General features: G+C 73.6%; 17 protein-coding genes and 2 pseudogenes. 8 read left to right on the top strand and 11 right to left on the bottom strand.

The window, feature by feature from the left end; translation table 11 throughout:
• Nucleotides 1-296: 296 nt before the first annotated feature.
• Nucleotides 297-887, top strand: a complete 591-nt coding sequence (locus tag ACIQ1J_RS11385) for a sigma-70 family RNA polymerase sigma factor (protein WP_403556187.1) — start codon at nucleotides 297-299, stop codon at nucleotides 885-887.
• 188 nt (nucleotides 888-1075) lie between these two features.
• Nucleotides 1076-2482 carry a zf-HC2 domain-containing protein gene (locus ACIQ1J_RS11380; RefSeq protein WP_403556640.1) on the top strand — a complete coding sequence of 469 codons (1407 nt, stop codon included), beginning with the start codon at nucleotides 1076-1078 and terminating at the stop codon, nucleotides 2480-2482.
• 191 nt (nucleotides 2483-2673) lie between these two features.
• Here ACIQ1J_RS11380 and purU read toward each other — a convergent pair whose 3' ends face one another.
• Both purU and ACIQ1J_RS11370 read right to left on the bottom strand, forming a co-directional pair.
• Entirely contained in the window at nucleotides 2674-3567 is an 894-nt protein-coding gene (gene purU, locus ACIQ1J_RS11375) for a formyltetrahydrofolate deformylase (RefSeq protein WP_210962252.1), read from the bottom strand.
• A gap of 46 nt (nucleotides 3568-3613) precedes the next feature.
• Nucleotides 3614-4114: a hypothetical protein gene (locus ACIQ1J_RS11370; protein ID WP_210962253.1), complete on the bottom strand. Its 501-nt coding sequence runs from the start codon at nucleotides 4112-4114 to the stop codon at nucleotides 3614-3616.
• 117 nt (nucleotides 4115-4231) lie between these two features.
• Here ACIQ1J_RS11370 and ACIQ1J_RS11365 point away from each other — a divergent pair, with 117 nt between their 5' ends.
• Complete coding sequence (locus ACIQ1J_RS11365) at nucleotides 4232-5548, top strand: ABC transporter substrate-binding protein (protein WP_403556184.1); 1317 nt, start codon at nucleotides 4232-4234, stop codon at nucleotides 5546-5548.
• 41 nt (nucleotides 5549-5589) lie between these two features.
• On the opposite strand, the gene ACIQ1J_RS11360 is transcribed toward ACIQ1J_RS11365, so the two are convergent.
• Nucleotides 5590-7491, bottom strand: a complete 1902-nt coding sequence (locus ACIQ1J_RS11360; protein ID WP_403556182.1) for a hypothetical protein — start codon at nucleotides 7489-7491, stop codon at nucleotides 5590-5592.
• Nucleotides 7492-7692: 201 nt separating this feature from the next.
• Complete coding sequence (locus tag ACIQ1J_RS11355) at nucleotides 7693-9078, bottom strand: transcriptional regulator (protein WP_403556180.1); 1386 nt, start codon at nucleotides 9076-9078, stop codon at nucleotides 7693-7695.
• A gap of 304 nt (nucleotides 9079-9382) precedes the next feature.
• Between ACIQ1J_RS11355 and ACIQ1J_RS11350 the strand changes: the two genes are divergently transcribed.
• From ACIQ1J_RS11350 to ACIQ1J_RS11340, 3 genes and pseudogenes are all read left to right on the top strand, one after another.
• Nucleotides 9383-10036 (top strand): bifunctional DNA primase/polymerase, encoded by a 654-nt coding sequence (locus tag ACIQ1J_RS11350; RefSeq protein WP_210962257.1) that lies wholly within the window; start codon nucleotides 9383-9385, stop codon nucleotides 10034-10036.
• Nucleotides 9943-10521 (top strand): annotated as a pseudogene (locus tag ACIQ1J_RS11345) (ATP-binding cassette domain-containing protein); the annotation flags it as partial. The gene ACIQ1J_RS11350 and the pseudogene ACIQ1J_RS11345, both read left to right, overlap by 94 nt.
• 55 nt (nucleotides 10522-10576) lie before the next feature.
• Nucleotides 10577-10738 (top strand): annotated as a pseudogene (locus tag ACIQ1J_RS11340) (transporter); the annotation flags it as partial.
• 19 nt (nucleotides 10739-10757) lie between these two features.
• On the opposite strand, the gene ACIQ1J_RS11335 reads toward ACIQ1J_RS11340, so the two are convergent.
• Together ACIQ1J_RS11335 and ACIQ1J_RS11330 are read right to left on the bottom strand one after the other, a co-directional pair.
• On the bottom strand, nucleotides 10758-11687 hold the full coding sequence (locus tag ACIQ1J_RS11335; RefSeq protein WP_403556178.1) for an alpha/beta fold hydrolase: 930 nt from the start codon (nucleotides 11685-11687) through the stop codon (nucleotides 10758-10760).
• Nucleotides 11688-12260: 573 nt separating this feature from the next.
• Nucleotides 12261-12953, bottom strand: a complete 693-nt coding sequence (locus ACIQ1J_RS11330) for a metal-dependent transcriptional regulator (protein ID WP_121747618.1) — start codon at nucleotides 12951-12953, stop codon at nucleotides 12261-12263.
• Between the two features lie 211 nt (nucleotides 12954-13164).
• On the opposite strand from ACIQ1J_RS11330, the gene ACIQ1J_RS11325 reads away from it, so the two are divergent.
• Entirely contained in the window at nucleotides 13165-13920 is a 756-nt protein-coding gene (locus ACIQ1J_RS11325) for an SIS domain-containing protein (RefSeq protein ID WP_210962261.1), read from the top strand.
• A gap of 449 nt (nucleotides 13921-14369) precedes the next feature.
• Here ACIQ1J_RS11325 and ACIQ1J_RS11320 read toward each other — a convergent pair whose 3' ends face one another.
• Both ACIQ1J_RS11320 and ACIQ1J_RS11315 read right to left on the bottom strand, forming a co-directional pair.
• The gene (locus ACIQ1J_RS11320; RefSeq protein WP_403556175.1) at nucleotides 14370-15773 is read right to left on the bottom strand and encodes a PAS domain-containing protein; all 1404 of its coding nucleotides are present in this window, start codon (nucleotides 15771-15773) and stop codon (nucleotides 14370-14372) included.
• A gap of 523 nt (nucleotides 15774-16296) precedes the next feature.
• Nucleotides 16297-17397, bottom strand: a complete 1101-nt coding sequence (locus ACIQ1J_RS11315) for a citrate synthase 2 (RefSeq protein ID WP_403556173.1) — start codon at nucleotides 17395-17397, stop codon at nucleotides 16297-16299.
• A 306-nt stretch (nucleotides 17398-17703) separates the two neighbouring features.
• Between ACIQ1J_RS11315 and pdxH the strand changes: the two genes are divergently transcribed.
• Nucleotides 17704-18390: a pyridoxamine 5'-phosphate oxidase gene (gene pdxH / locus ACIQ1J_RS11310; RefSeq protein WP_403556171.1), complete on the top strand. Its 687-nt coding sequence runs from the start codon at nucleotides 17704-17706 to the stop codon at nucleotides 18388-18390.
• A gap of 32 nt (nucleotides 18391-18422) precedes the next feature.
• Here the strand turns inward: pdxH and ACIQ1J_RS11305 are convergent, their stop codons facing one another.
• The 3 genes from ACIQ1J_RS11305 to ACIQ1J_RS11295 are packed head-to-tail and all read right to left on the bottom strand — an operon-like array spanning nucleotide 18423 to nucleotide 21348.
• Nucleotides 18423-19061 (bottom strand): TetR/AcrR family transcriptional regulator, encoded by a 639-nt coding sequence (locus tag ACIQ1J_RS11305; protein ID WP_403556169.1) that lies wholly within the window; start codon nucleotides 19059-19061, stop codon nucleotides 18423-18425.
• Entirely contained in the window at nucleotides 19049-19783 is a 735-nt protein-coding gene (locus ACIQ1J_RS11300) for an enoyl-CoA hydratase family protein (protein WP_403556167.1), read from the bottom strand. Before ACIQ1J_RS11300 ends, ACIQ1J_RS11305 begins: the two co-directional genes overlap by 13 nt.
• Complete coding sequence (locus ACIQ1J_RS11295; RefSeq protein WP_403556165.1) at nucleotides 19780-21348, bottom strand: 4-coumarate--CoA ligase family protein; 1569 nt, start codon at nucleotides 21346-21348, stop codon at nucleotides 19780-19782. Before ACIQ1J_RS11295 ends, ACIQ1J_RS11300 begins: the two co-directional genes overlap by 4 nt.
• Nucleotides 21349-21424 lie beyond the last annotated feature (76 nt).

Here is a 21424-nt window from a genome sequence, read left to right as displayed (position 1 = left end):
GTTCCCGCAAACGCCCGCCCGGAAACGGGGCCCGGTCAGAAGAGGCTTGTTTCAGACGGTTTCGATCCTGTTCGATCGAATCCGGTCGCACGATAGAGGGTAGGTGAGGCGCGTCGGAGGCGTTTACCACCTGCGGGCCGTCGGGGGCGCGCATTGGCACAAAGGGGCGTGCGGTGTCGGACGTGCCGACTACATTCGGGGAGACGGTGGCCGCAGGCTGGAGACCGGCGGGCCGGAGAGCGAGCACGCACGAGTACGGAACGAGCAGAGGACCGCACAGGGGGTGAAGGAGCCGTATGACGAAGAGGGACGTACCACTGCGCTGGGACCGCAAGATGCAGCAGCGGCTCGCGCGTGGCGAGGCCGCCGCCCTGGGCGAGCTCTACGACCGGTTCGCCTCACTCGTGCACGGCCTGGCGCACCGCGTGCTCGGTGACGAGCGGGCCGCCGACCACATCACGCGCGACGTCTTCGCGCACGTCTGGGAACACCCGGACGCCTACGACCCCCGGCAGGGCCCGCTGCGCACGTGGGTCGCCACGCTGACCCACCGCCTCGCCGTGCAGCGGCTGCGCGCCACCGAGACGGCCGCCCTCGCCCGAGGCGGACCAGGCACCACCGAGGAGCTGGAGAGCAAGGTGCGCCACGCCTCGGTCGCCGCCCGCGCCGACTACATCGTCCAGTCCATGCCGGCCCCGTTGCGGGCCGCCCTGGAACTGGCCTACTTCCAGCGCCGCGACTACCGCCAGACCGCCGCCGACCTCGGCGTCACGGAGGACGAGGCCCGCCGCCGCCTCCGCCTCGGCCTGCAGCTCCTCTCCACCGCCCGCTACGCCGGCGCCCCGGAGACCCCCGGGGCGCCGCCGGGATACGGGGGTGCGGCATGAAGGGGGCGTACGACGGCAACGGGGGCTTCGAGGCTCCCGACCGCTCGGGCGCCGAGGGGGCCGGGGAAGGCGCCGGGGGGACGGTGGGGCAGGCGAGGCAGGTGGGGCAGGCGAGGCAGGCGGGGCCCGACGTACCCGGCACGCTCGGCGGTCCCGGGCGCCCCGGTGCGTCCGAAGGCGGCAACGCCCTGCCCGGTGCCCCGGGAGGGCGTGGACACCGTGGCGGAGGCGACGGGCCCGGCGCACCGGCGCCCGGCGAAGGTCCTGGTGGGCCTGAGGGGCGGCCTGGTGGAGCTGATAGGCCTGAGGGGCGGCCTGGTGGGCTCGATGGACCTACGCCTCACCCCGGAGTCGGTGGGCCCGACGAGCCGGCGTCCCAAGGCGGAGGCGGCGGATCCGGTCCCGGTCCGCGGATACCGCTGCCCCGTGCGTCCGTCGAGGACGGCGGGCGGACGTTGCCCGACGCGGCGCCGGGCGGGGCGGCGGTCGCGCTGGGGCACCACGTGCTGACGTCGCTCCTCGGGGCATGGGCACTGGCCGCCTGCTCGGCCGAGGAGGCCACGGCCGTCGAGAAGCATCTCGGCGAGTGCGACGCCTGCGCCGAGGAGGCGCTGCGGCTGCGTGAGGCCGTCGCGCTGCTCCAGCGACCGGAGAGCCTCGACCTGGACCCGGCCCTGCGCACCCGGGTCCTGGACAGGTGTCTGGAGCGGCGTCCGCCGCGCATCCCGGTACCGGAGTGGGCCACGCCGTACGACGCCGAGACCGCGCGGCTGGACGCGCTGCTGCAGGACATCGGCGACGCCGAGTGGCACGCGCCGGTGCGGCTGCGCTGGTTCGAGGCCGACGAGGCCGCGAGCCGCCGTACCACCGTCGCCGGGGTCATCGCCCACCTGCTGACGGTGGACGGGCTGGTCGCGGTCCCCCTGGGCCTCGACGACCCGCTGGGCGACATCACCGCGCCCACCCCCGCGCCGGCCGGCCGGACCGAGGCGTACTGGCGGGCCTCGCACTTCCCGCCCACCCGCGCGGTGCGCGCTCCCTGGCGCGAGCAGAGCCACGGCATCGTCCGCACCGTGTCGTTCACCGGCGACGCGGGCCGGATGCCGGTGTCGTACGGCGACTTCGAGCTGCCGCTGCACGACGCGATGCTGGACCGGGCGTTCGAGTGCTGGGTGCACGCGGAGGACATCGCCGACGCGGTGGACTACCCGTACGAGCCGCCCTCCGCGCGCCATCTGAACCGCATGATCGACCTCGCGGCCCGGATACTGCCGGGCGTCCTGGCGGCGCGCCGCCGGGCCGGGCTGGCCACTCCGGGCGTCCGCCCGCACCTGGTCACGGCGGGTGAGCCGGGACGCAGCCTGCGGCTGGAGATCGAGGGCTCGGGCGGCGGCGAGTGGCTCATCCCGCTCGACTCCCCGGGCGCGGTGGGCTCCGCCGAGCACGAGGTGGCCCACGTCGCCCTGGACGGCGTGGAGTTCTGCCGGCTGGCCGCGGGCCATGTGCCTCCGGCGGAGGCGGCGGCGGGTCAGCTGGGCGACCGGGAGGCGATCAGGGACGTGCTGTTCGCGGCGGCGAGTTTGAGCCGGATGTAGGGGGCGGTGACCGTCTCGCCGGCGGATGCGGGGGCGTCGTGGCTGGCCGCGCAGTTCCCCGCGCCTCTTGAGGGCGTGCGGTGGACGCCCCTTCAGGGGCGCGGGGCCCCTGTGAGATTGCGGCTCCGCCGCGCGGGCGCGAGCAACCACCGGCCACCCGCAGCCGCCGCTGAACCAGAACTCCCACCCCGCTAGGCGAACACCACCGTCCGGCGACCGTTCAGGAGAATCCTCCGCTCCGCGTGCCACTTCACGGCCCGCGCCAGCGCCTGGCACTCCACGTCCCGCCCGACCGCGACCAGCTGGTCCGGCGTGACGTCGTGGCCGACCCGTTCGACCTCCTGCTCGATGATCGGCCCCTCGTCGAGGTCGGCCGTCACGTAGTGCGCGGTCGCGCCGATCAGCTTCACGCCCCGTGCGTGCGCCTGGTGGTACGGCTTCGCGCCCTTGAAGCTCGGCAGGAAGGAGTGGTGGATGTTGATGATCCGGCCGCTGAGCTGCTTGCACAGGTCGTCCGAGAGGACCTGCATGTAGCGGGCCAGCACCACGAGTTCGACGTTCTCCTCGCGCACGATCTCCAGGACGCGCGCCTCGGCCTCCGCCTTGGTGTCCTTCGTCACGGGGATGTGGTGGAAGGGGATGCCATAGGACCCCACCAGCTCGGCGAAGTCGGTGTGATTGGACACCACCGCCGCGATCTCCACCGGCAGCGCGCCGATCCGGGCCCGGAAGAGCAGGTCGTTCAGGCAGTGCCCGAACCTGCTGACCATGAGCACGATGCGCATCTTCTCGTCGGCCCGGTTGATCTGCCAGTCCATGTGGAAGGCGTCACCGATGGCCGTGAAGCTGGCGCGCAGCTTGTCCACGGTCACCGGCTCGTCGGCCGAGAAGTGGACGCGCATGAAGAACAGTCCCGTGTCGTGGTCGCCGAACTGCTGGCTGTCCTCGATGTTGCAGCCGGTCATGAACAGGTAGCTCGAAACGGCGTGCACGATGCCCTGCTTGTCGGGGCAGGACAGGGTGAGGACGTACTGGTCGGCCGGGGCGGCGGCCCGGGAGGCGGCCGCGGAGGACTGCTCGTTCATGCAGGACAGGGTCCCATATCCGGACCCGCTCCCGGCGGGCGTCCCGTCAGGCGGACCGGGTCAGGATCTGCAGCACCTCCAGTGTGCGCGGCTCCACCTCCGGGTCCTCGCCGTCACCGGCGGCCAGCCGCACGTGCGCGTCGCGCGCCGCCCGCACCGCCTCCGGCCAGTCCGGGTGGTCGAGGTAGGCGTGCACGGGCGCGTCCGGCCCCACCTGGTGCATGATCCGCAGTACGCGCAGCACGGCGGTGTCGACGAGCGCCGCCTCCTGCGAGTCGCGGAAGACCGTGCCCACGTACTTCTCGGCGGACCAGTGATCCAGCCAGGTGTCCTCCACCAGCCGGTACACCGCGTCGGTGACGTCGCCGTAGCCGTCCACACCGGCCAGCCAGACGTCCCGCTGGAAGGCGGGGGCGGAGAGCATGTGCAGCGCTGAACGCACCTGGCTGCGCCAGCGCCACCACGGCATGTCGTTGAGTGGCATGCCGCCCATGGTGGAGGAGCGACGGCCGCGACGGGAAGAGTTCTCCGAACCTTGCACGGTCATCGATCGTACGTTCCCCTCCACCCGTGCCTCGCCGGCCCCCGTAATTCACTCCCGCGTCACCACGTGTTGACCGCAGATCACTTACAGGTTAGCCGTGTGACGGAATCGTGCGGGTACATGACCGGCAGGCGACCCACCCGCAGCACCTTCCTCCGCGGCCTGATCTGCCGCTCCCGGGCCACTCGCACCGGCGCCCTGTCCGCGGGCGCCCTGGTGGCGTGTGCGTCGCTCGCCGTCGGCTGCGGGATCGTCCCCGGTGCCACGGGGGGCTCCGGGGACGATCCGATCACCGTCATGACCTGGGCCCCGCAGGACACGGGCGCGACCAACAAGCCGGGTCTGCCCGCCTTCGCGCAGGCCTACGCCCGCTGGATCAACGACCGGGGCGGCCTCGCCGGCCGCGAACTCAACGTCCTGACCTGCAACGACCACAACGACGGCATCACCGCCGCGAAGTGCGCCCGGCGCGCCGTCAAGGAGAACGCGGTCGCCGTCGTCGGCTCCTACAGCCAGCACGCCGACTCCTTCTTCCCCGTGCTGGAGGGCGCCGGCATCCCGTACATCGGCGGCTACGGCATCACGAACACGGAGTTCACCAGCCCGCTGTCCTACCCGGTGAACGGCGGTCAGCCGGCGCTGCTGGCCGGCCTCGGCAGCACGCTCGCCGACTCGTGCGGGCCCGTCACGCTGGTCCGGCCCGACACCATCGCGGGCGACCAGCTGCCCGTGCTGCTCGACTCGGGGCTGACCGCGGGCGGGCACGAGCGGGCCCACGACCAGCGGGCGGCGGAGGACGCCACCGAGTACGACGGGCAGTCCGGGCAGGCGCTGGAGCGCACGACCACCGACCCGGCCGAACCGGGGTGCGTGGTGCCCGTCCTCGGAGACCGCACCGGCACCTTCATGGACTCCTTCCGGCGGGCGCGCGAGGAGTACCCCGAGGTGGGTACCGCGAGCGTGCTGGGCAGCGTCGACCAGACCACGATCAACGCGAGCGGCGGGGCGTCCGGTCCCTACGAGGGGGCGTACGTCACCGGCTGGTACCCGGCGGTGAACGACCCGGCCTGGGACGGGATGAAGAAGGTGATCAAGGAGCAGTCGTTCGGGGACAACAACGTCGACGCGGCGGACGCCGGGGTGCAGACCACCTGGATCGCGTACACCGTCCTCAAGGCGGCCGTCGAGTCGCTCGGCGACGGCGAGGTCAGCGCCGACACCCTGACCCGCTCCCTCGACGACGGGCTGAAGATCGACACGGGCGGGCTCACCCCGCCCCTCCAGTGGGAGTTCGCGGACAAGCTGGCGTCGGTCGGATTCCCGCGCCTGGTCAACGCCGAGGTCACCCTCCAGGTCGTACGCCAGGGCCGCCTGGTGTCGGCCCGCGACGGCGCCGTGGACACCACCCGGACCCTGCAGAACGCCGACGTGACCTGAACGAGCCGGGCGGGCGACCGGGGGGCCGCCCACCCGGCGGGTCACAGCTGGGTGGGCTGCCGTTCGGTCAGGCCGTACTTCTTGGCGATGGTGTTCCACAGCTTGGCGGCCTCGGTCTTCTCCTTGCTCGCCGTGCCGCTGTCCCGGTTGCCGGCCTGCGTATGGCTGGTGGTGCGGGCCTTGCCCTTCTTGCAGCCCTTCTTGCCGGCCGTCTGGTCGGCCCAGGCCGCGTAGTGGTTGTCGGCCGACGCCGAGGCCTTCCACGCCTTGGTGAGGGCGGTGGTCAGCTCGGTGTGCTGCGGCAGCTTGTCCACGGACAGCTGGGAGAGGCTGGTGACCAGCCCGGTGCGCTGCTTGGCGGCCTCGCGCAGGTCCTTGGCCGCCTTGGGCAGGTTGTCGCAGGACTTCACGTCGCCGACGGCGTTGATCACCGCGGTCCGGCCGGTGCCGCTCTCGGCCAGGAGCTTGTCCAGCTCGACGGCCTGCTGCCGGACCGGGTCGACGGACGGCGAGGCGGAGGCCGACGCGGACTCGGAGACCGGGGCCGTGGCGGACACCGTCTGGTTGCCGCCCTCGTCCTCCTCGCCACCGCCGCCGGCCATCATGGCGCCGGCGCCGACACCGACGACGGCTATACCGACGCCCACGGCCGCGAGGAGCGGCAGGCGCGAACCGGCCCGCCCGCCGCGGCCACCCCGGCCGCCCCGGCCGCCACCGCCGTCGTGCCCGCGTCGCCTGCCGCCACCACTACCGCCGCCGCCCGGGCCCTGCGGGGCGTACGCGGGCTGGTCGCCGGGGCGCGGATGCTGCGGCTCGTCGAAGGCGGGCAGCTGCTGGGTGGCGGAGGCGGGGCCGTCGGCGCCCGGCGCGCTGCGGAAGAGGTTGTCGAACTCGGCCGGCGGCTGCCGGCCCTCGTCACCGCCGGGCGCGGCACCGTACGGGGCCGGGGCGGGGCCGCCGGGCACGGGCGCGATGAACTGCGTGGCCTCGGCGTCGGGATGGGGGGCGGGCGCGGCGGGGGCGGGCTGGTAGCCGGCCGTGGGCTGCGCGGGGTACTGCGGTGCCGGGCCGAGGAACTGCGTCGACTCGGCGTGCGGCTGGGCGGGTCTCTCGGGAGGCAGCGCTCCCGGGGCCACGGGGGGTATGTACTGCGTGGCGCCCTCGTCCGCGGGTGTCCCGACCGGCGGCAGGTACTGGGTGGCACCCTCGTCGGCGGGCGCCGGGAGCACGGAGGGGTACGGCGCGTACGACTGGGGCGCCTGCGACGCGTGTGGCTGATGCGGCTGATGCGGCTGATGCGGCTGATGCGGCTGATGCGGCTGATGCGGCTGCGCGGTCGGCTGGCCGTGCTGGTCGTACGGGCCGTGCTGCCCATGCTGCCCGTGCGGGCCGTGCTGCCCATGCTGCCCGTGCTGCCCGTGCTGCCCGTGCTGCCCGTACAACGGTTGGGGCGCGGGCGCCTGACCGTGCCGGCCGTACGACGGCTGCGATCCGTACGCCTGGCCGTCGGCCGGTCCGCCGTACGCCGGGGCCTGCGCGCCCTCGGGAGGCAGCGGACCCGGGCCCGCCTGGGGCGGCAGGGCGCCGGGTGCCTCTGCCGGGCCGCTCTGCGCCGGCCAGGCAGGCGAGGCGGACTGCTGGGCGGGCGGCTGAGCGGCCGACGGGTCGGTCTCCGAGGTCCCCCAGGGCTGGGCGCCGGGCGGCGTGGGCCAGCCCTGGCCGCCCTGGCCCTGCGCCGGGCTCTGCTGCTGCTCGGGGCCCCACGGCCGGTCCCAGGCCTGGCCGCCGGGCGGCGCCGAGGCGGACACGGGCCGACCCGCCCGCGGGCCGGCGGGTCCGCCGGCCGAGCCCGGCAGCAAGGGCTCGCCGCCGTCCGAGGGCAGCACGACGCCTTCGTGCGCTTGCCGCGCCGAGGGCTCCTCGCCCTGTCCACTCTGCGTCACCGGGACTCCTACGAATGGGGGACCTTCGGAATCGTCGGCTCACGCTACCGGGTCCCCGGAGCCCACTGCCACGCCGCATGGGGCGTGAACTCCTTCCCTGTGACAGCAGTAACAAAACCAGGCCGCGGCGCGCTGCTCATGGCGCCTGCCGCTCACCGCGCCGTCGTTTCCCGCACGTTCACGCGTCCGCGGCCCGTTCGTTCACGCGGCGGCCTGCAGGTCGAGCCGCGCCCCGAACTCCCTCACCACCGCCTCCTCCCGGTACGGTTCCAGCCGGGCCTGGAAGTCCTCCAGGTACTCGGCGCCCCGGTTCGAGCGCAGCGTCTCGAGGAGTTCCACGGCCTTCGTCGCGGTGTTGCAGGCCTGCTCGACCTCGCGCTGCTGCACCTGAGCGGTGGCGAGCAGCACATGGCCGATGGCCCGCCTGCGCGCCCGCGACTCCGGATGCCCGTCCAGGGACTGCCGCGCGTACCGTGCCGCCGCGTCGGCCTGCCCGAGGTCCCGGTGGCAGTGCGCCAACTCGTCGGCCAGATAGGCCTCGTCGAAGTGCGCGATCCACACCGGATCGTCCCCGGAGGCCGGATCGGCCGCCTCCATCGCGCCGACCGCCCGCCCGGCCGCCGTGTGGGCCGCCCGTACGTCGCCCAGCAGCGCGTGGCCGCGGGCCTCGGCCGCGTGGAACATCGCCTCCGCGCGCGGCGTCACCCGCCCGCGCGCTCCCTCCTGCGCCGCTCGCGCCAACTGCGCGATCTCACGCGGGTTTCCGAGCTGCGCGGCCAGGTGGCTCATGGACGCGGCGAGAACGTACCCGCCGTAGCCCCGGTCCCCGGCCGCCTGCGCCAGCCGCAGCGACTGGATGTAGTACCGCTGGGCGAGGCCCGGTTGCCCGGTGTCGACGGCCATGTATCCGGCCAGTTCGGTCAGTCGGGCGACCGTCGCGAACAACTCCCGTCCGACCGACTCCCGGTAGGAGCCGGCGAGCAGGCCGGAGACGACGCTGTTCAGGTAGTGCACGACGACCGGGCGCACGTGCCCGCTGCCGTACTGGTGGTCCAGGTCCACCAGCGCCTGCGTCATGGCCCGCACGGCCGCCACGTCGGACTGGCCCACCCGCGGCCCGGCCGCGCGCGACACCTGTGAGTCGGGGGCGGAAATCAGCCAGTCCCGGCTGGGCTCGACGAGCGCGGACGCGGCGACGGACGAGCCGGACAGGAAGTCCCGGCGTCCCACGTCGCTGCGCCACAACTCGCAGACCTGCTCGATGGCTCCCAGTACCGTCGGCGAGAACTGGAGGCCGACGCCCGACGCGAGGTTCTTGCCGTTGGCCATGCCGATCTCGTCGATCGTGACCGTGCGGCCCAGCTTGCGCCCGAGCGCCTCGGCGATGATCGCCGGTGCCCGGCCGCGGGGTTGCTGTCCGCGCAGCCAGCGGGCCACGGACGTCTTGTCGTACCGCAGGTCGAGACCGTGCTCGACCCCGCACATGTTGACCCGGCGGGCGAGGCCCGCGTTCGAGCAGCCCGCTTCCTGAATGAGCGCCTGCAGTCGTTCGTTCGGCTGCCGCGCGACGAGCGGCCTTGCGGCCATGGCGTAACCCCCATGCGGTCTCATGCGGTCTCATGCGGTCTCGGTGCTGTCCCGGCGGACGAAAAGTCCCGGCCGTGAAGATCAATGCCCCGTCGATGTGCCGACAATGCGAGACTTACGAAGCTTGCGAGGATTGCCGGAGCAACGGCTGACGCCGGCCCCACACGTGGCTACCCAGCTCCTGTGGCGAATCCTCCCGCGCGCCCCCATGCATGCACCCATGCGCCCCGGATGCGGAATCGATGCTCCTCCCCCGCGCGCACAGCCCCCGTAACCACCGGTGAGCAAGGGAGTTGAGTCCCACGTGGAAGAGACCATCCCCGGCACCGAAGCCGCTCAGATCCCCCAGCAGCGCGGCACATCGCTGCTGGAGACCGCCGTACGCTACGCCGAGGAGCGCCACTGGGACGTGTTCCCCGGCACCTGGCTGGTAGCCGGCGACGGCGCGCAGCACTGCTCCTGCGCGGACCCCGCGTGCGCCGCCCCGGGCGCGCACCCGGCGCGCGAGGACTGGGCGACGCAGGCGACGGGCAGCGCGACCGTGGCCCGCCGGATGTGGCAGAAACAGCCGACGGCGTCGATCCTGCTGCCCACGGGGCGGACCTTCGACGCGATCGACGTGCCCGAGACCGCGGGATTTCTGGCCCTGGCCCGGATGGAGCGGATGGAGTCGACGCTCGGGCCGGTGACGCTGACGCCGGACCGGCGCATGCGGTTCTTCGTCCTCCCGGGAGCCGCGGTGAAGGTGCCGGACCTCGTGCGGCGGTTGGGGTGGTCGCCGCTGTCCCTCGACCTGACGGCGCTGGGGGAAGGGACGTACGTGGCCGCGCCGCCCACCCGGTACGGGACTCGGGGGGCCGTGCAGTGGGCCTGCCGGCCCACACCGGCGAACCGGTGGCTGCCGGACGTGGAGGAGTTGATCTCGCCGCTCGCCTACGCGTGCGGCCGGGATCGCTAGAGATCGTCGGGGTCGCCCCGTTCCCCCGTAGGGTTTCGACTCGACGGAGGGAGACGTGGTGGCTTGTAGCGCCGTGCGTGTGCGGGGGCTCTGGAAGCGGTTCGGGCAGCAGGTCGCCGTGGGCGGGATCGACCTGGAGCTGCCCCGCGGGCAAGTTCATCGGGCTCGTCGGGCCGAACGGGGCGGGGAAGACCACCACCCTGTCCATGGTGACCGGGCTGCTCAGGCCGGATCAGGGGTCGGTCGAGGTCGTCGGGCACGACGTCTGGCGTGACCCGGTGGAGGTGAAGGCCCGGATCGGGGTGCTGCCCGAGGGCCTGCGGCTGTTCGAACGGCTGTCCGGACGGGAACTGCTCGCCTACACGGGGCGGTTGCGCGGACTGCCCGGGTCCGAGGTGGACAAGCGGGCCACGCAGCTGCTCGACGTGCTCGACCTGTCCGGAGCCCAGCACAAACTGGTCGTCGACTACTCGACCGGCATGCGGAAGAAGACCGGCCTCGCGGCGGCGCTGCTGCACAACCCCGAAGTGCTCTTCCTGGACGATCTGGCTGAACGTGCGCGAGGGCGGCGACGGCGGCCGGCCGCTGCTTCCGGTGGGCGCGGTGTACGGCGCCGTGCTGACGCTGCTCGGTCTGCGGCTGGCCGCGCCGCGCACGGCGGGGCGGCTGCCGGAGATCCTGACGGCGGTCAGCAAGGGGTGACGGGTCGTCCCGGGGACGGTCAGCCCTCCCGGAGGGAGTCCAGGAAGGGTTCGATGGCCGCCCGCCACGCCTCCGGCTGGTCGTAGTGGACGAGGTGGCCGGCGTCGGCGACCTCCGCGTACTGGCCGCGGGGCAGCACGCGGACCATCTCCTGCGCCTCGGCACGGCCCAGCTCGCCGTCGAGGCCGCGGACGACCAGGGTCGGGCAGCGCACCTGGGCCAGCTCCTCCCAGTGGGCGTCGTAGACCCAGGTCTCGCGGGACCTGAGCATCTGCTCCGGCTCGAAGACGGGCCGCCAGCCGTCCGGGGACTCGGCCATCACCTCGGCGTAGAACGCGCCCCGGGCCGGGTTCGGCCGCTCCACCCACGGGTCGTCCTCGCCGAACCACTTGCGTACGTCGGCGAGCGTGGCGAAGGGGACCGGCCAGGCGCGGAACCACTCGGTCCAGGTGTGCTGCGAGGCGGCGCCGAGCGCGGAGGCCCGCATGTCGCAGATGATCAAGCCGCGGACCAGGTCGGGGCGTTTGGCGGCGAGCTGCCAGGCGGTCAGCGCGCCCATGGCGTGGCCGATCAGGACGGCCGGGCCGAGGCCGAGCTGCTCCAGGGTGGCCTCCAGGTCCTCGACGTAGGCCTCGCGGGTGTAGGACGCCCGCGGGGGCTTGTCGCTGCGGCCGTGGCCGCGCTGGTCGAGGGCGACGGCCCGGTGACGCTCGGAGAGCCAGCGGGCGGTGGGGGCCCAGTGCGAGGCGCGGCCCATCAGGCCGTGCAGTAGCAGCACGCCCGGCAGGTCACCGGCCCCGTACGTGGCACTCCCGGGGACCGGGTCCGCCGGGGCAGTGTCCCCGGACGCCGTGCCATGCGTCCGGTGGTCGGTCTTGGGAGGGTCGCCGAACTCCCAGGCCGCGAGGCGTACGCCGCCCGCGCCGGTCACGTCGATGCGCCGCGCCATAGGTCCTGGCACCCCCAAGCTCCGCTCGGACCGTGTTCTGCCTGCCGTGCCTTGCCGTGCCTTGCCGTACCTGCCGTGGTGCCCGCGAGACCTGCCGTGGTGTCCGCGACCGATCGACGTCCGCAGAGTATCGAATATCTATTCGAGAATGCCGTTCCGGCGGGCAACACCCCTCATTCGAGTGACACCTCTCAGGGATTGATCGCCGTCGCCGGGGGGAGATCTTCAACGGGAGGCGGACCGCTCGGGGAAAACGGTCCGAGGGGATTGACCCTGAGAGCTCGGGGCTCCGGGTCAGCACAGGGGAGGACAGGCCCCGGCGCCACATGGCGCCGGGGCCCTCTGCATCTCTCCGGCACGCCCCACCCCTCTCCGTCCGGCCCCTCTCCGACCTGGCGACATCGCTGTCACGCCACGGTCAAGGGCCCCGCACGTCATATGCCTCACGCGACAGCCTCGCACGCGAAGCGTTCGGGCGCTGCGATTCGGCGCACTGAATCCAGGAAACGACGGGATCGGCTCGGTGGCGCAAATTCCCCTCACCTGGCGGGAAGTTGACGACCCAACGACCACTCAGCGCTTGGCGACGAACACGTGGGAGGCGACGTCCGCCTCCAGCTCGGCCGCCTCGCCGCCGCTGCCCACCAGCACGCCGCCCGCCGACTCCGTCACGCTCACCACCGAACCGGGCTGCACGCCCGCCCGGCGCAGCGTGTACATCAGCTGCGCGTCCGTCTGGATCGGTTCGCCGATACGGCGCACGACGACCGTCTTGCCCTCCGGCCCCGGGTCCAGGTCGGCGAGGGACACCATGCCCTCGTCCAGGAACGGGTCGGCGATGTCCGTCTCGCCCAGCTCCTCCAGGCCCGGGATCGGGTTGCCGTACGGCGACTCGGTCGGGTGCCGCAGCAGCTCCAGCACGCGGCGCTCGACGGCCTCGCTCATCACGTGCTCCCAGCGGCAGGCCTCGGCGTGCACCTGCTCCCACTCCAGGCCGATCACGTCGACGAGCAGGCACTCCGCGAGCCGGTGCTTGCGCATCACGCGGGTGGCCAGCCGACGGCCCTCGTCGGTCAGCTCCAGATGCCGGTCGGCCGCCACGGACACCAGACCGTCGCGCTCCATCCGCGCCACCGTCTGGCTGACCGTCGGGCCGCTCTGGTCGAGCCGCTCGGCGATCCGGGCGCGCATGGGGACCACGCCTTCCTCCTCCAGCTCGAGGATGGTGCGGAGATACATCTCCGTGGTGTCGATCAGTCCGGACATTCGTGCCCCTTGATGAGATTGCCGGAGGCTACGGCCCACCGGCGCGTGCGCTGGCCCTGGATTCAATTCTGACGCATACCACCGACAACCGTGCCTCGCCGTGGAAACCCGGGCCCGTGCGGCCCACTGTGCCGCGTTGACGCCGTATTGACACCGCACTGGTCCAGACCGCACGGTGATCCGCGACGCAGCCACACCGAAGGGGTCCCGCATGAGCGACCGCAAGCCGGCCGGCCAGTTCATCGACGCCGCGATCGACCTCCTGCGACGCGTCCGCGACGAGGAGGCCGACAGCGTGGAGGCGGCCGGCACGCTGCTCGCCGACACGGTGCAGAACGGTGGTCGGCTCTTCGCCTTCGGCGCCGGTCACTCCTCCCTCGCCGCCCAGGACGTCGTCTACCGCGCCGGCGGACTCGCCCTGATGAACCTGCTCGCCGTGCCCGGCGTCGTCGGCGTGGACGTGATGCCGGCGACGCTCGGCTCCGCGCTGGAACGCGTCGACGGCCTCGCGAGCGCCGTACTGGACTCCTCGCCGCTGCGCGAGGGCGACGCCCTGGTGATCGTCTCCCTCTCCGGGCGCAACGCCCTGCCCGTGGAGATGGCCCTGAACGCCCGCGCGCTCGGCGTACGGGTCATCGGCGTGACCTCGGTGGCGTACGCCTCGCAGACCAAGTCGCGGCACACCTCCGGCACCTTCCTCAAGGACCACTGCGACATCGTGCTGGATTCCAAGATCGCCGTCGGCGACGCGGAACTCACCCTCGACACCGTCCCGGCGCCCTTCGCACCCGCCTCCACGGTCGTCACAAGCGCCCTCCTCCAGGCCGTGATGGCGACGGCGGCCGCCACCCTCGCCGACCGGGGCATCGAGCCCCCACTGCTGCGCTCGGGCAACGTGGACGGCGGCCACGACTGGAACGGACGCGTACTGGAGCAGTACCGGGACCGGATCTTCTACCGCCGCTGAGCGACTGCGGCCCGGCGCGCGGCGCGCGGCGTCCGGCGCGGCGTCCGGCGCGGCGTCCGGCGCGGCGTCCGGCGCGGCGTCCGGCGCGGCGTCCGGCGCGGCGTCCGGCGTCACGCGCGGGGCGCGGCATCCGGCGCGGCGTGCGGTCCTCACCCGGACCCGCAGCGCGCCACAGCGCGGGGCCTGGCGAAACCCGCCGTCACGGACCCGGCCCGGCGCTCAGATCCCCGCGGCGGCGGGCCCGGCCCCGGGCACCGGGCCCGCCGCCCGAGCCCCCGCAAGCGCACCGTCCGGGGCCGGGACACAGGCCGGTCCCGGCCGTTCCACGCCTCCGCTACCGCCCCTCCACCGCGCCGGCCAGGCCCAGCGCCGGACCTGCCGCCCGAGCCCCCGCAAGCGCACCGCCCAGGGCCGGGACACAGGCCGGTCCCGGCCGTTCCACGCCTCCGCTACCGCTCCTCCACCGCGCCGGCCAGGTCCAGCGCCGTCGCGATGCGGACCGCCACGTCCTCGGCGTACATCGCGTCGGGGCGTTCGAACGCGCTTCGTCCAGCGCCCCGCAGGAAGGTGACGACGCCCAGCGTCCGGCCCCGGCTGCGCAGCACGGTGCACAGGCCGTGCACCGTGTCCGCCGGCCACTGCCGGGCCGCGGCCCACTCGCGCACCTGCTCGGCCCGCACCGCCCGGGCACCGGCGCTGGCCCGCACCGAACCCGCCCGCTCCACGCACTGCACCGCCGGATGCGCCTCGCCGTAACGGACCGGCATCCCGGCCGTCCCGGTCGGCACGCTCGGCCCGGGCGCGCCGGACGGCGTGGCCGCGACCCGGACCAGCCGGACCGGCTCCGACGCGTCGGTGTCGGCCACCGCCCCGCCCACGACCCGGTCGATCAGGGCGTGGTCGGCGAACCCGGCGAGCGCGAAGTCCAGGTGGACGACCGCCGCCTCCGCCGGGTCCTCGCACTCGGCCGCCGCACGCGCCGCGCGGTGCAGCTGGTTGCCGCGGAAGCGCAGCAGGGCCGCCTCCTGCTCGGCCTGCTTGCCCTCGGTGATGTCCTCGAAGAGCCAGCCGACGCCCAGCGGCACCGGCTCCTCCGCCAGCGGAGACGCCAGCCGCACGAACCCGCTGCGCCAGCACCGGCGCCGCTCGCCCTCCGAGGTGCGCACGCTCACCCAGACCTCGGCGGGCGCGGGCGGCGCGCCCTCCGCCAGCACGTGCGTCAGCGCGTTCTCCAGCTCCTCCACGCCCTGCGCGAGCAGATCCCCGAGCGGCCGGCCCAGTACGGACGTGCGTCCGGCGCCCAGCGCACGCGCCGCGTGGGCGTTCACGACCGCGGGGCGCAAATCCACGTCGACCAGCACGACACCCCAGCTGGCATCCTCCAGCAGGGCCTCGCTCAGCGCGATGGACCGCTCCAGGTCGATCTGCGCGTGCACCTCGCTGAACGCGCAGTACACCCCCGCGGGCCCGCCGTCGGGACCGCGTACGGCCGCGGACTGGGTGCGCACCAGCACCCGCCCGCCGTCCTTGGTCAGCAGCGCGAACTCGTGCACCTGCCGCCCCGGGGCCCGCATCGCGGACAGCAGCCGCTCCTCGACCTCCGCGGCGTCCGCCCGGCGCACGGCCCACCCGGCGAATCCCTGCCGTCCCACGGCCTCGGCCGCGGTCCAGCCCAGGATCCGCTCCGCCTCGCGGTTCCAGTGGGTGACGATGCCCTGCGCGTCGAAGGCGCACAGGGCGGCGTCCATCCCGTCGAGGAGCGCGGCCAACAAATCCGCGCCGTCCCGCTCGGGCTGTTCCGGCTCGTCCGGTCCCAGCTCGTCGGTGGTCCCACTACGCCGGGAAGCACTCACCTGGACCCCCTGCAGGCTGCGTCCGCCGTACGGTACGTCGGTTCGCTCACTGGCCTTCATTCAACTCGAACGTGATGCAGCACACACCGAGTTCCCGCAAGATTGCAGAAATCGTTGTACTGCGGAAACTCGGCATACGCCCCCGTCATGGGGGGTGCGGGGCGAGCCGGTGACGGCCTCGATCAGCGGCACCGGGCCCGCTGGGCCCGGCGGCTCCCCTGTCGACTCGAAAAACCGATTGATCGGCGGCCCGACCGGTTCCTAGGGTGTGGCGTACACACGAAGGGAGGTGGTTCGGCAGATGTATGAGAACCGGACGCGTGAGGTGGCTGCGGGCTAGCGGCCCGTCACCACACCGAGTGCGGTGCCGGACCAGCGCGTGAGAGACGCGTGCAGCCGGCCCGATCCCGAGCAGTCACCCGACCCGCGAGTCGCCGGTACGTCCGGCCGGCTCCTCCACTGGAGGAACCAGACTCGCGGGTCGTCTGCGTTCCGCAGGACTCGCCAGGTGCTACCGGACTCGTCAGTCCGCGATGTCGGCGTACCCCTCGATGTCGCGCGGGTCGCGGGAGCCCTGGCCCACGTAGCGGGCGGAGGGGCGGACCAGGCGGCCGGTGCGCTTCTGTTCCAGGATGTGCGCCGACCAGCCGGCCGTGCGGGCGCAGGTGAACATCGAGGTGAACATGTGGGCCGGGACCTCGGCGAAGTCCAGCATGATGGCGGCCCAGAACTCGACGTTGGTGGCCAGGACCCGGTCGGGGCGGCGGGCGTGGAGCTCCGCCAGGGCGGCCTTCTCCAGGGCCTCGGCGACCTCGAAGCGCGGGGCGCCCAGTTCGCGGGCGGTGCGGCGCAGGACGCGGGCGCGGGGGTCCTCGGCGCGGTAGACGCGGTGGCCGAAGCCCATGAGGCGTTCGCCGGCGTCGAGGGTCTTCTTGACGTAGGCCTCGGCGTCGCCGGTGCGCTCGATCTCCTCGATCATGTGCAGGACGCGGGAGGGGGCGCCGCCGTGCAGCGGGCCGGACATGGCTCCCACGGCGCCGGAGAGGGCCGCCGCCACGTCCGCGCCGGTGGAGGCGATGACGCGGGCGGTGAAGGTGGACGCGTTCATGCCGTGCTCGGCGGCGGAGGTCCAGTAGGCGTCGACCGCGGCGACGTGCTTGGGGTCGGGCTCGCCTCGCCAGCGGATCATGAAGCGTTCGACGACGGACCGTGCCTTGTCGATCTCCCGTTGCGGGACCATGGGCAGGCCCTGGCCGCGGGCCGACTGGGCGACGTAGGACAGGGCCATGACGGCGGCGCGGGCGAGGTCGGCGCGGGCCTGCTCGGCGTCGATGTCCAGCAGGGGTTTCAGGCCCCAGACGGGTGCCAGCATGGCGAGCGCGGACTGCACGTCGACGCGGATGTCGCCGGAGTGGACCGGGATCGGGAAGGGCTCCGCCGGCGGCAGGCCGGGGTTGAAGGCCCCGTCGACGAGCAGGCCCCAGACGTTGCCGAAGGAGACCTGCCCGACCAGGTCCTCGATGTCGACGCCGCGGTAGCGGAGGGCGCCGCCCTCCTTGTCGGGTTCGGCGATCTCCGTCTCGAACGCGACGACTCCCTCTAGCCCGGGTACGAAGTCGGACATCAGGCGGCTCCTCGTGATCGTGATGTGTGGCGACCGGTGCGGGGGCGGTGCGGCCGTCCCCATGGACCCGCCGGGACCATCGGATCGGGCGGGTCCGTCGGATCGGGCGGGTCCGTCGGATCCACGGTCGTGTCGACGGCTCGCGGTCCTGGCGGTCGCCCCTGTGCTGCCCCGTACGGTCGGCGGTCGTCCAACCGGGTCGGGAGCAAGCACGATATCCCCGAGTGCCGCGCTTGGGGAGGGGCTGCGGCACTCAGTGCCACTGGGTGACGCAGGACACGGGCGCATCGGCCCGGATACGGCAGGATGGCCGACGTGACCGATCGCGAAGCCGACCCCGCCGCTCCCTTCGATCTCGCCTCGATGCGCAAGCAGTACCGGGCCGCGGGGCTCTCGGAAGCCGAGCTGGCGGCGACTCCCGTCGAGCAGTTCGCGCGCTGGTTCAAGCAGGCCGCGACGGAGGGCGGGCTCTTCGAGCCGAACGCCGTGGTCGTCTCCACCGCGGACGCGGAGGGCCGGCCCGGCTCCCGCACGGTGCTGCTGAAGCACTTCGACGAGCAGGGGTTCGTCTTCTACACCAACTACGACTCCCGCAAGGCGCGTGAGCTGGGCGAGAACCCGCACGTCTCGCTGCTGTTCCCCTGGCACCCGATGGCCCGCCAGGTGATCGTGGCGGGGGTCGCGCGGCGGACCGGGCGGGACGAGACCGCCGCGTACTTCCGGACCCGGCCGCACGGCTCCCAGCTGGGTGCCTGGGCCAGCGTCCAGTCCGCGGTGGTGGCGGGCCGGGAGGCCCTGGACTCCGCGTACGCCGAGCTGGCGGCGCGTTACCCGGAGGGTGAGCAGGTGCCGGTGCCGCCGCACTGGGGCGGGTTCCGGGTGGTGCCGCGGGCGGTGGAGTTCTGGCAGGGCCGGGAGAACCGGCTGCACGACCGGCTGCGGTACGTGGCGAAGGACGGCGGAGGCTGGCGGGTGGAGCGGCTCAGTCCGTGAGCGGCCCGGCCGGCGACTCAGGCCGGCGCCGCTCAGTCCAGCGCCCCGTCCAGCGCCCCGTCCAGCAGCCGGGCCCACTGCTCGATCACGCGTTCCCGGCGGGCCGCGTCATCGGTGAGGAGATTGGCGAGGCCCAGACCGCGGGCCATGTCGAGGAGGCCCTGGACGGTTTCGCGGGCGCCGGGGCGGGCTTCGTCGGCGCCGAGGAGGTCGACCGCTATGCGGTGCGTCTCGCGGCCGACGCGGGCCTCCAGCTCGGTCACCCGGCCGCGCAGCTGCTCCTCGTTGGAGGCGGCCACCCACAGGTGGAGGGCGGCCCGGAACAGGGGGCCCGTGTAGAGGTCGACCAGGGCGGCCACCACCTCGCGGCGGTCCGCCGCCGTCGCGCCCTCGGGGAACAGGGCGCGCAGCGCGACGGAGCGTTCCTCCGCCACGTACTCCACGGCCGCCGTGAAGAGGTCCTCGCGGGTCGGGAAGTGGTGCTGGGCGGCGCCGCGGGAGACGCCGGCGTGTTCGGCGACGACGGAGACCGTGGACCCCGTCCAGCCGTGTGCGGCGAGGCAGGCCACGGCGGCTTCGAGGAGCCGTTGCCGGGTGGCCCGGCTGCGGTCCTGCTTGGGAACGCGCTCCGCGCGGTCGGCCGTGTTCACGGCACCGCTCACACCACCCATTCCGGATCCCGTCGTTCGAGGAAGGCCGTCATCCCCTCGCGGGCCTGCGGGGAGGCGAACAGCCGGGCCGAGAGCGCGGTCAGGTCGGCCGCGTCCCGGTCGAAGGCCTCCAGCACCCTAGCGGTGAGCAGCCGTTTCGTCGCGGCCAGCGCCTGTGGTGAGGCGCGACGCACACCGTCCAGTACGGGTTCCAGTACGGCGTCCACGTCGTCGCCCGCCGCCGTGACCAGGCCGGTCCGGGCGGCCTCGGCGGCGTCGAAGCGCTCGCCGGTGAGGTAGTGGCGGGCGAGGGCGCGGGGGTCGGTGCGGGGCAGCAGCGGGAGGGAGATGACGGCGGGAGCCACGCCGATGCGGACCTCGGTGAAGGCGAACGTCGACGCGGTGGACGCGCCCGCGATGTCGCAGGCCGCGAGCAGGCCGAGGCCGCCCGCGCGGACGTGTCCGGCGACGCGCGCGACGACCGGTTTGGGCAGCTCGACGATCTGCCGGAGCAGGGCGACCAGGGCGTCGGGGCCGGGCGGGTCGCGCAGGTCGGCACCGGCGCTGAAGGTGTTGCCGGTGTGGGTGAGGAGGACGGCGCGTACGCCGGTGTCCTTGCCGGCTTCGGTGAGGGCGGCGGCCAGGTCGCCGACGAGCGCGGAGGAGAGGGCGTTGCGGTTGTGCGGGGAGTCGAGGGCGAGGGTCTCGACTCCCCGGTCCCGGGAGCGGCCGACGGGGCTCATGAACGGCCTCGCAGTTCCCGGCGGAGGATCTTGCCGCCGGCCGCCCTGGGCACGCCGTCGGTGAAGGTGACTCGGCGGACGCGTTTGTAGGGGGCGACGCGTTCGGCGACGTACATCATGATCTCGTTCTCCGAGAGGTCGGGCGCGGCCGGCCCGCGCACCACGTAGGCGTGCGGCACTTCGTTCCCGTCGTCGTTGTAGGCGCCGATGACGGCCGCGTCGGCGATGCCGGGGTGGGTGAGCAGGAGGGCTTCGAGTTCGGCGGGGGCCACCTGGAAGCCCTTGTACTTGATCAGCTCCTTGACGCGGTCGACGACGAACAGCCAGCCGTCGGCGTCGACATGCCCGACGTCCCCGGTGTGCAGCCAGCCGTCCTCGTCGATCATGGCGGCGGTGGCGTCGGGGCGGCCCAGGTAGCCCTTCATGACCTGGGGTCCGCGGATGAGGAGCTCGCCGGGCTCGCCGACGCCGAGGTCCTTGCCGGGGTCGTCCAGGGAGACGACGCGCATCTCGGTGCCGGCGATCAGCTTGCCGACGGTTCCGGGCGGTGCGGCGCTCATCGCGCCCAGGGGGACGACGTGGGTGCCCGGGGAGAGTTCCGTCATGCCGTACGCCTGGCCGACGGGCGGCAGGCCGAGCCGCCGGGAGCAGGCGGCGGCGAGTTTCGCGTCCAGGGGGGCGGCGGCGCTGACGATGTACTTCAGGGAGGAGAGGTCGTAGTCGGCGACCAGGGGGTGCTTGGCGAGGGCGAGGACGATCGGCGGGGCGACGTAGAGGCCGGTGACGCGGTGGTTCTGGATGGCCGCGAGGAACTGCTGCAGGTCGAAGCGGGGCAGCACGACGACGGTGGCGCCGAGCCGCAGCGGGGCGTTCATGAGGGCGGTCAGGCCGTAGATGTGGAAGAAGGGCAGCACCGCCAGGACTCGGTCGCCCGGTGCGGCCGGCATCAGTGGCTCGAGCTGGGCGAGGTTGGTGGCGATCTGCCGGTGGGTGAGCATCACGCCCTTGGGGGTGCCGGTGGTGCCGGAGGAGTACGGCAGGGCGGCGACGTCCTCGGCCGGGTCGACGGCGACGGCCGGTTCGGGCGCGGCGGACGCCAGCATGTCGATGAGCGAGCGGTGGCCGGGCGCGCTGTCGCAGACGAGGATCTCCCGCACGCCGCCCGCGAGTTCCGCGGCCCGGCGGGCGGTGTCCAGCAGCGGGGAGACGGTGACGATCCAGCGGGCCCGCGAGTCGCCGAGCTGCCCCGCGAACTCCTCCGCCGTGGCCAGCGGGTGCACCGTGGTGACCGAGGCACCCGCGCGCGTGGCGGCGTAGAAGGCCAGCGGGAAGACGACGGTGTTGGGGCTGTGCAGGGCGAGGACGTCACCCTTGCGTACGCCGGTCTCGGCGAGGGCGGCGGCGACGCGCCGGTGGAACCGGTCCACCTGCTCGTAGGTGAGGGTGGTGCCGTCGGTGCCGTCGATCAGCGCCGGGGTGTCCCCGTAGGCGGCGGCCCGGCCGAGCACCGCGTCGTGGATGGGCAGGTCGACGGGCGGGACGTCTGCGTACTCGCTGCGGAACATGGTTCCTCCAGTACGGACCGGTGTGGGCTGGGGGATGTCGTTCGGATCTTGCCGGGGTCGCGGGGCCCGGCAGCCG

The organism is Streptomyces sp. NPDC097107, assembly GCF_044762405.1.
GTDB lineage: Bacteria > Actinomycetota > Actinomycetes > Streptomycetales > Streptomycetaceae > Streptomyces > Streptomyces thinghirensis.
The sequence above is the reverse complement of the archived record's forward strand: the minus strand, read 5'-3'. Positions and strand labels throughout refer to the sequence as shown.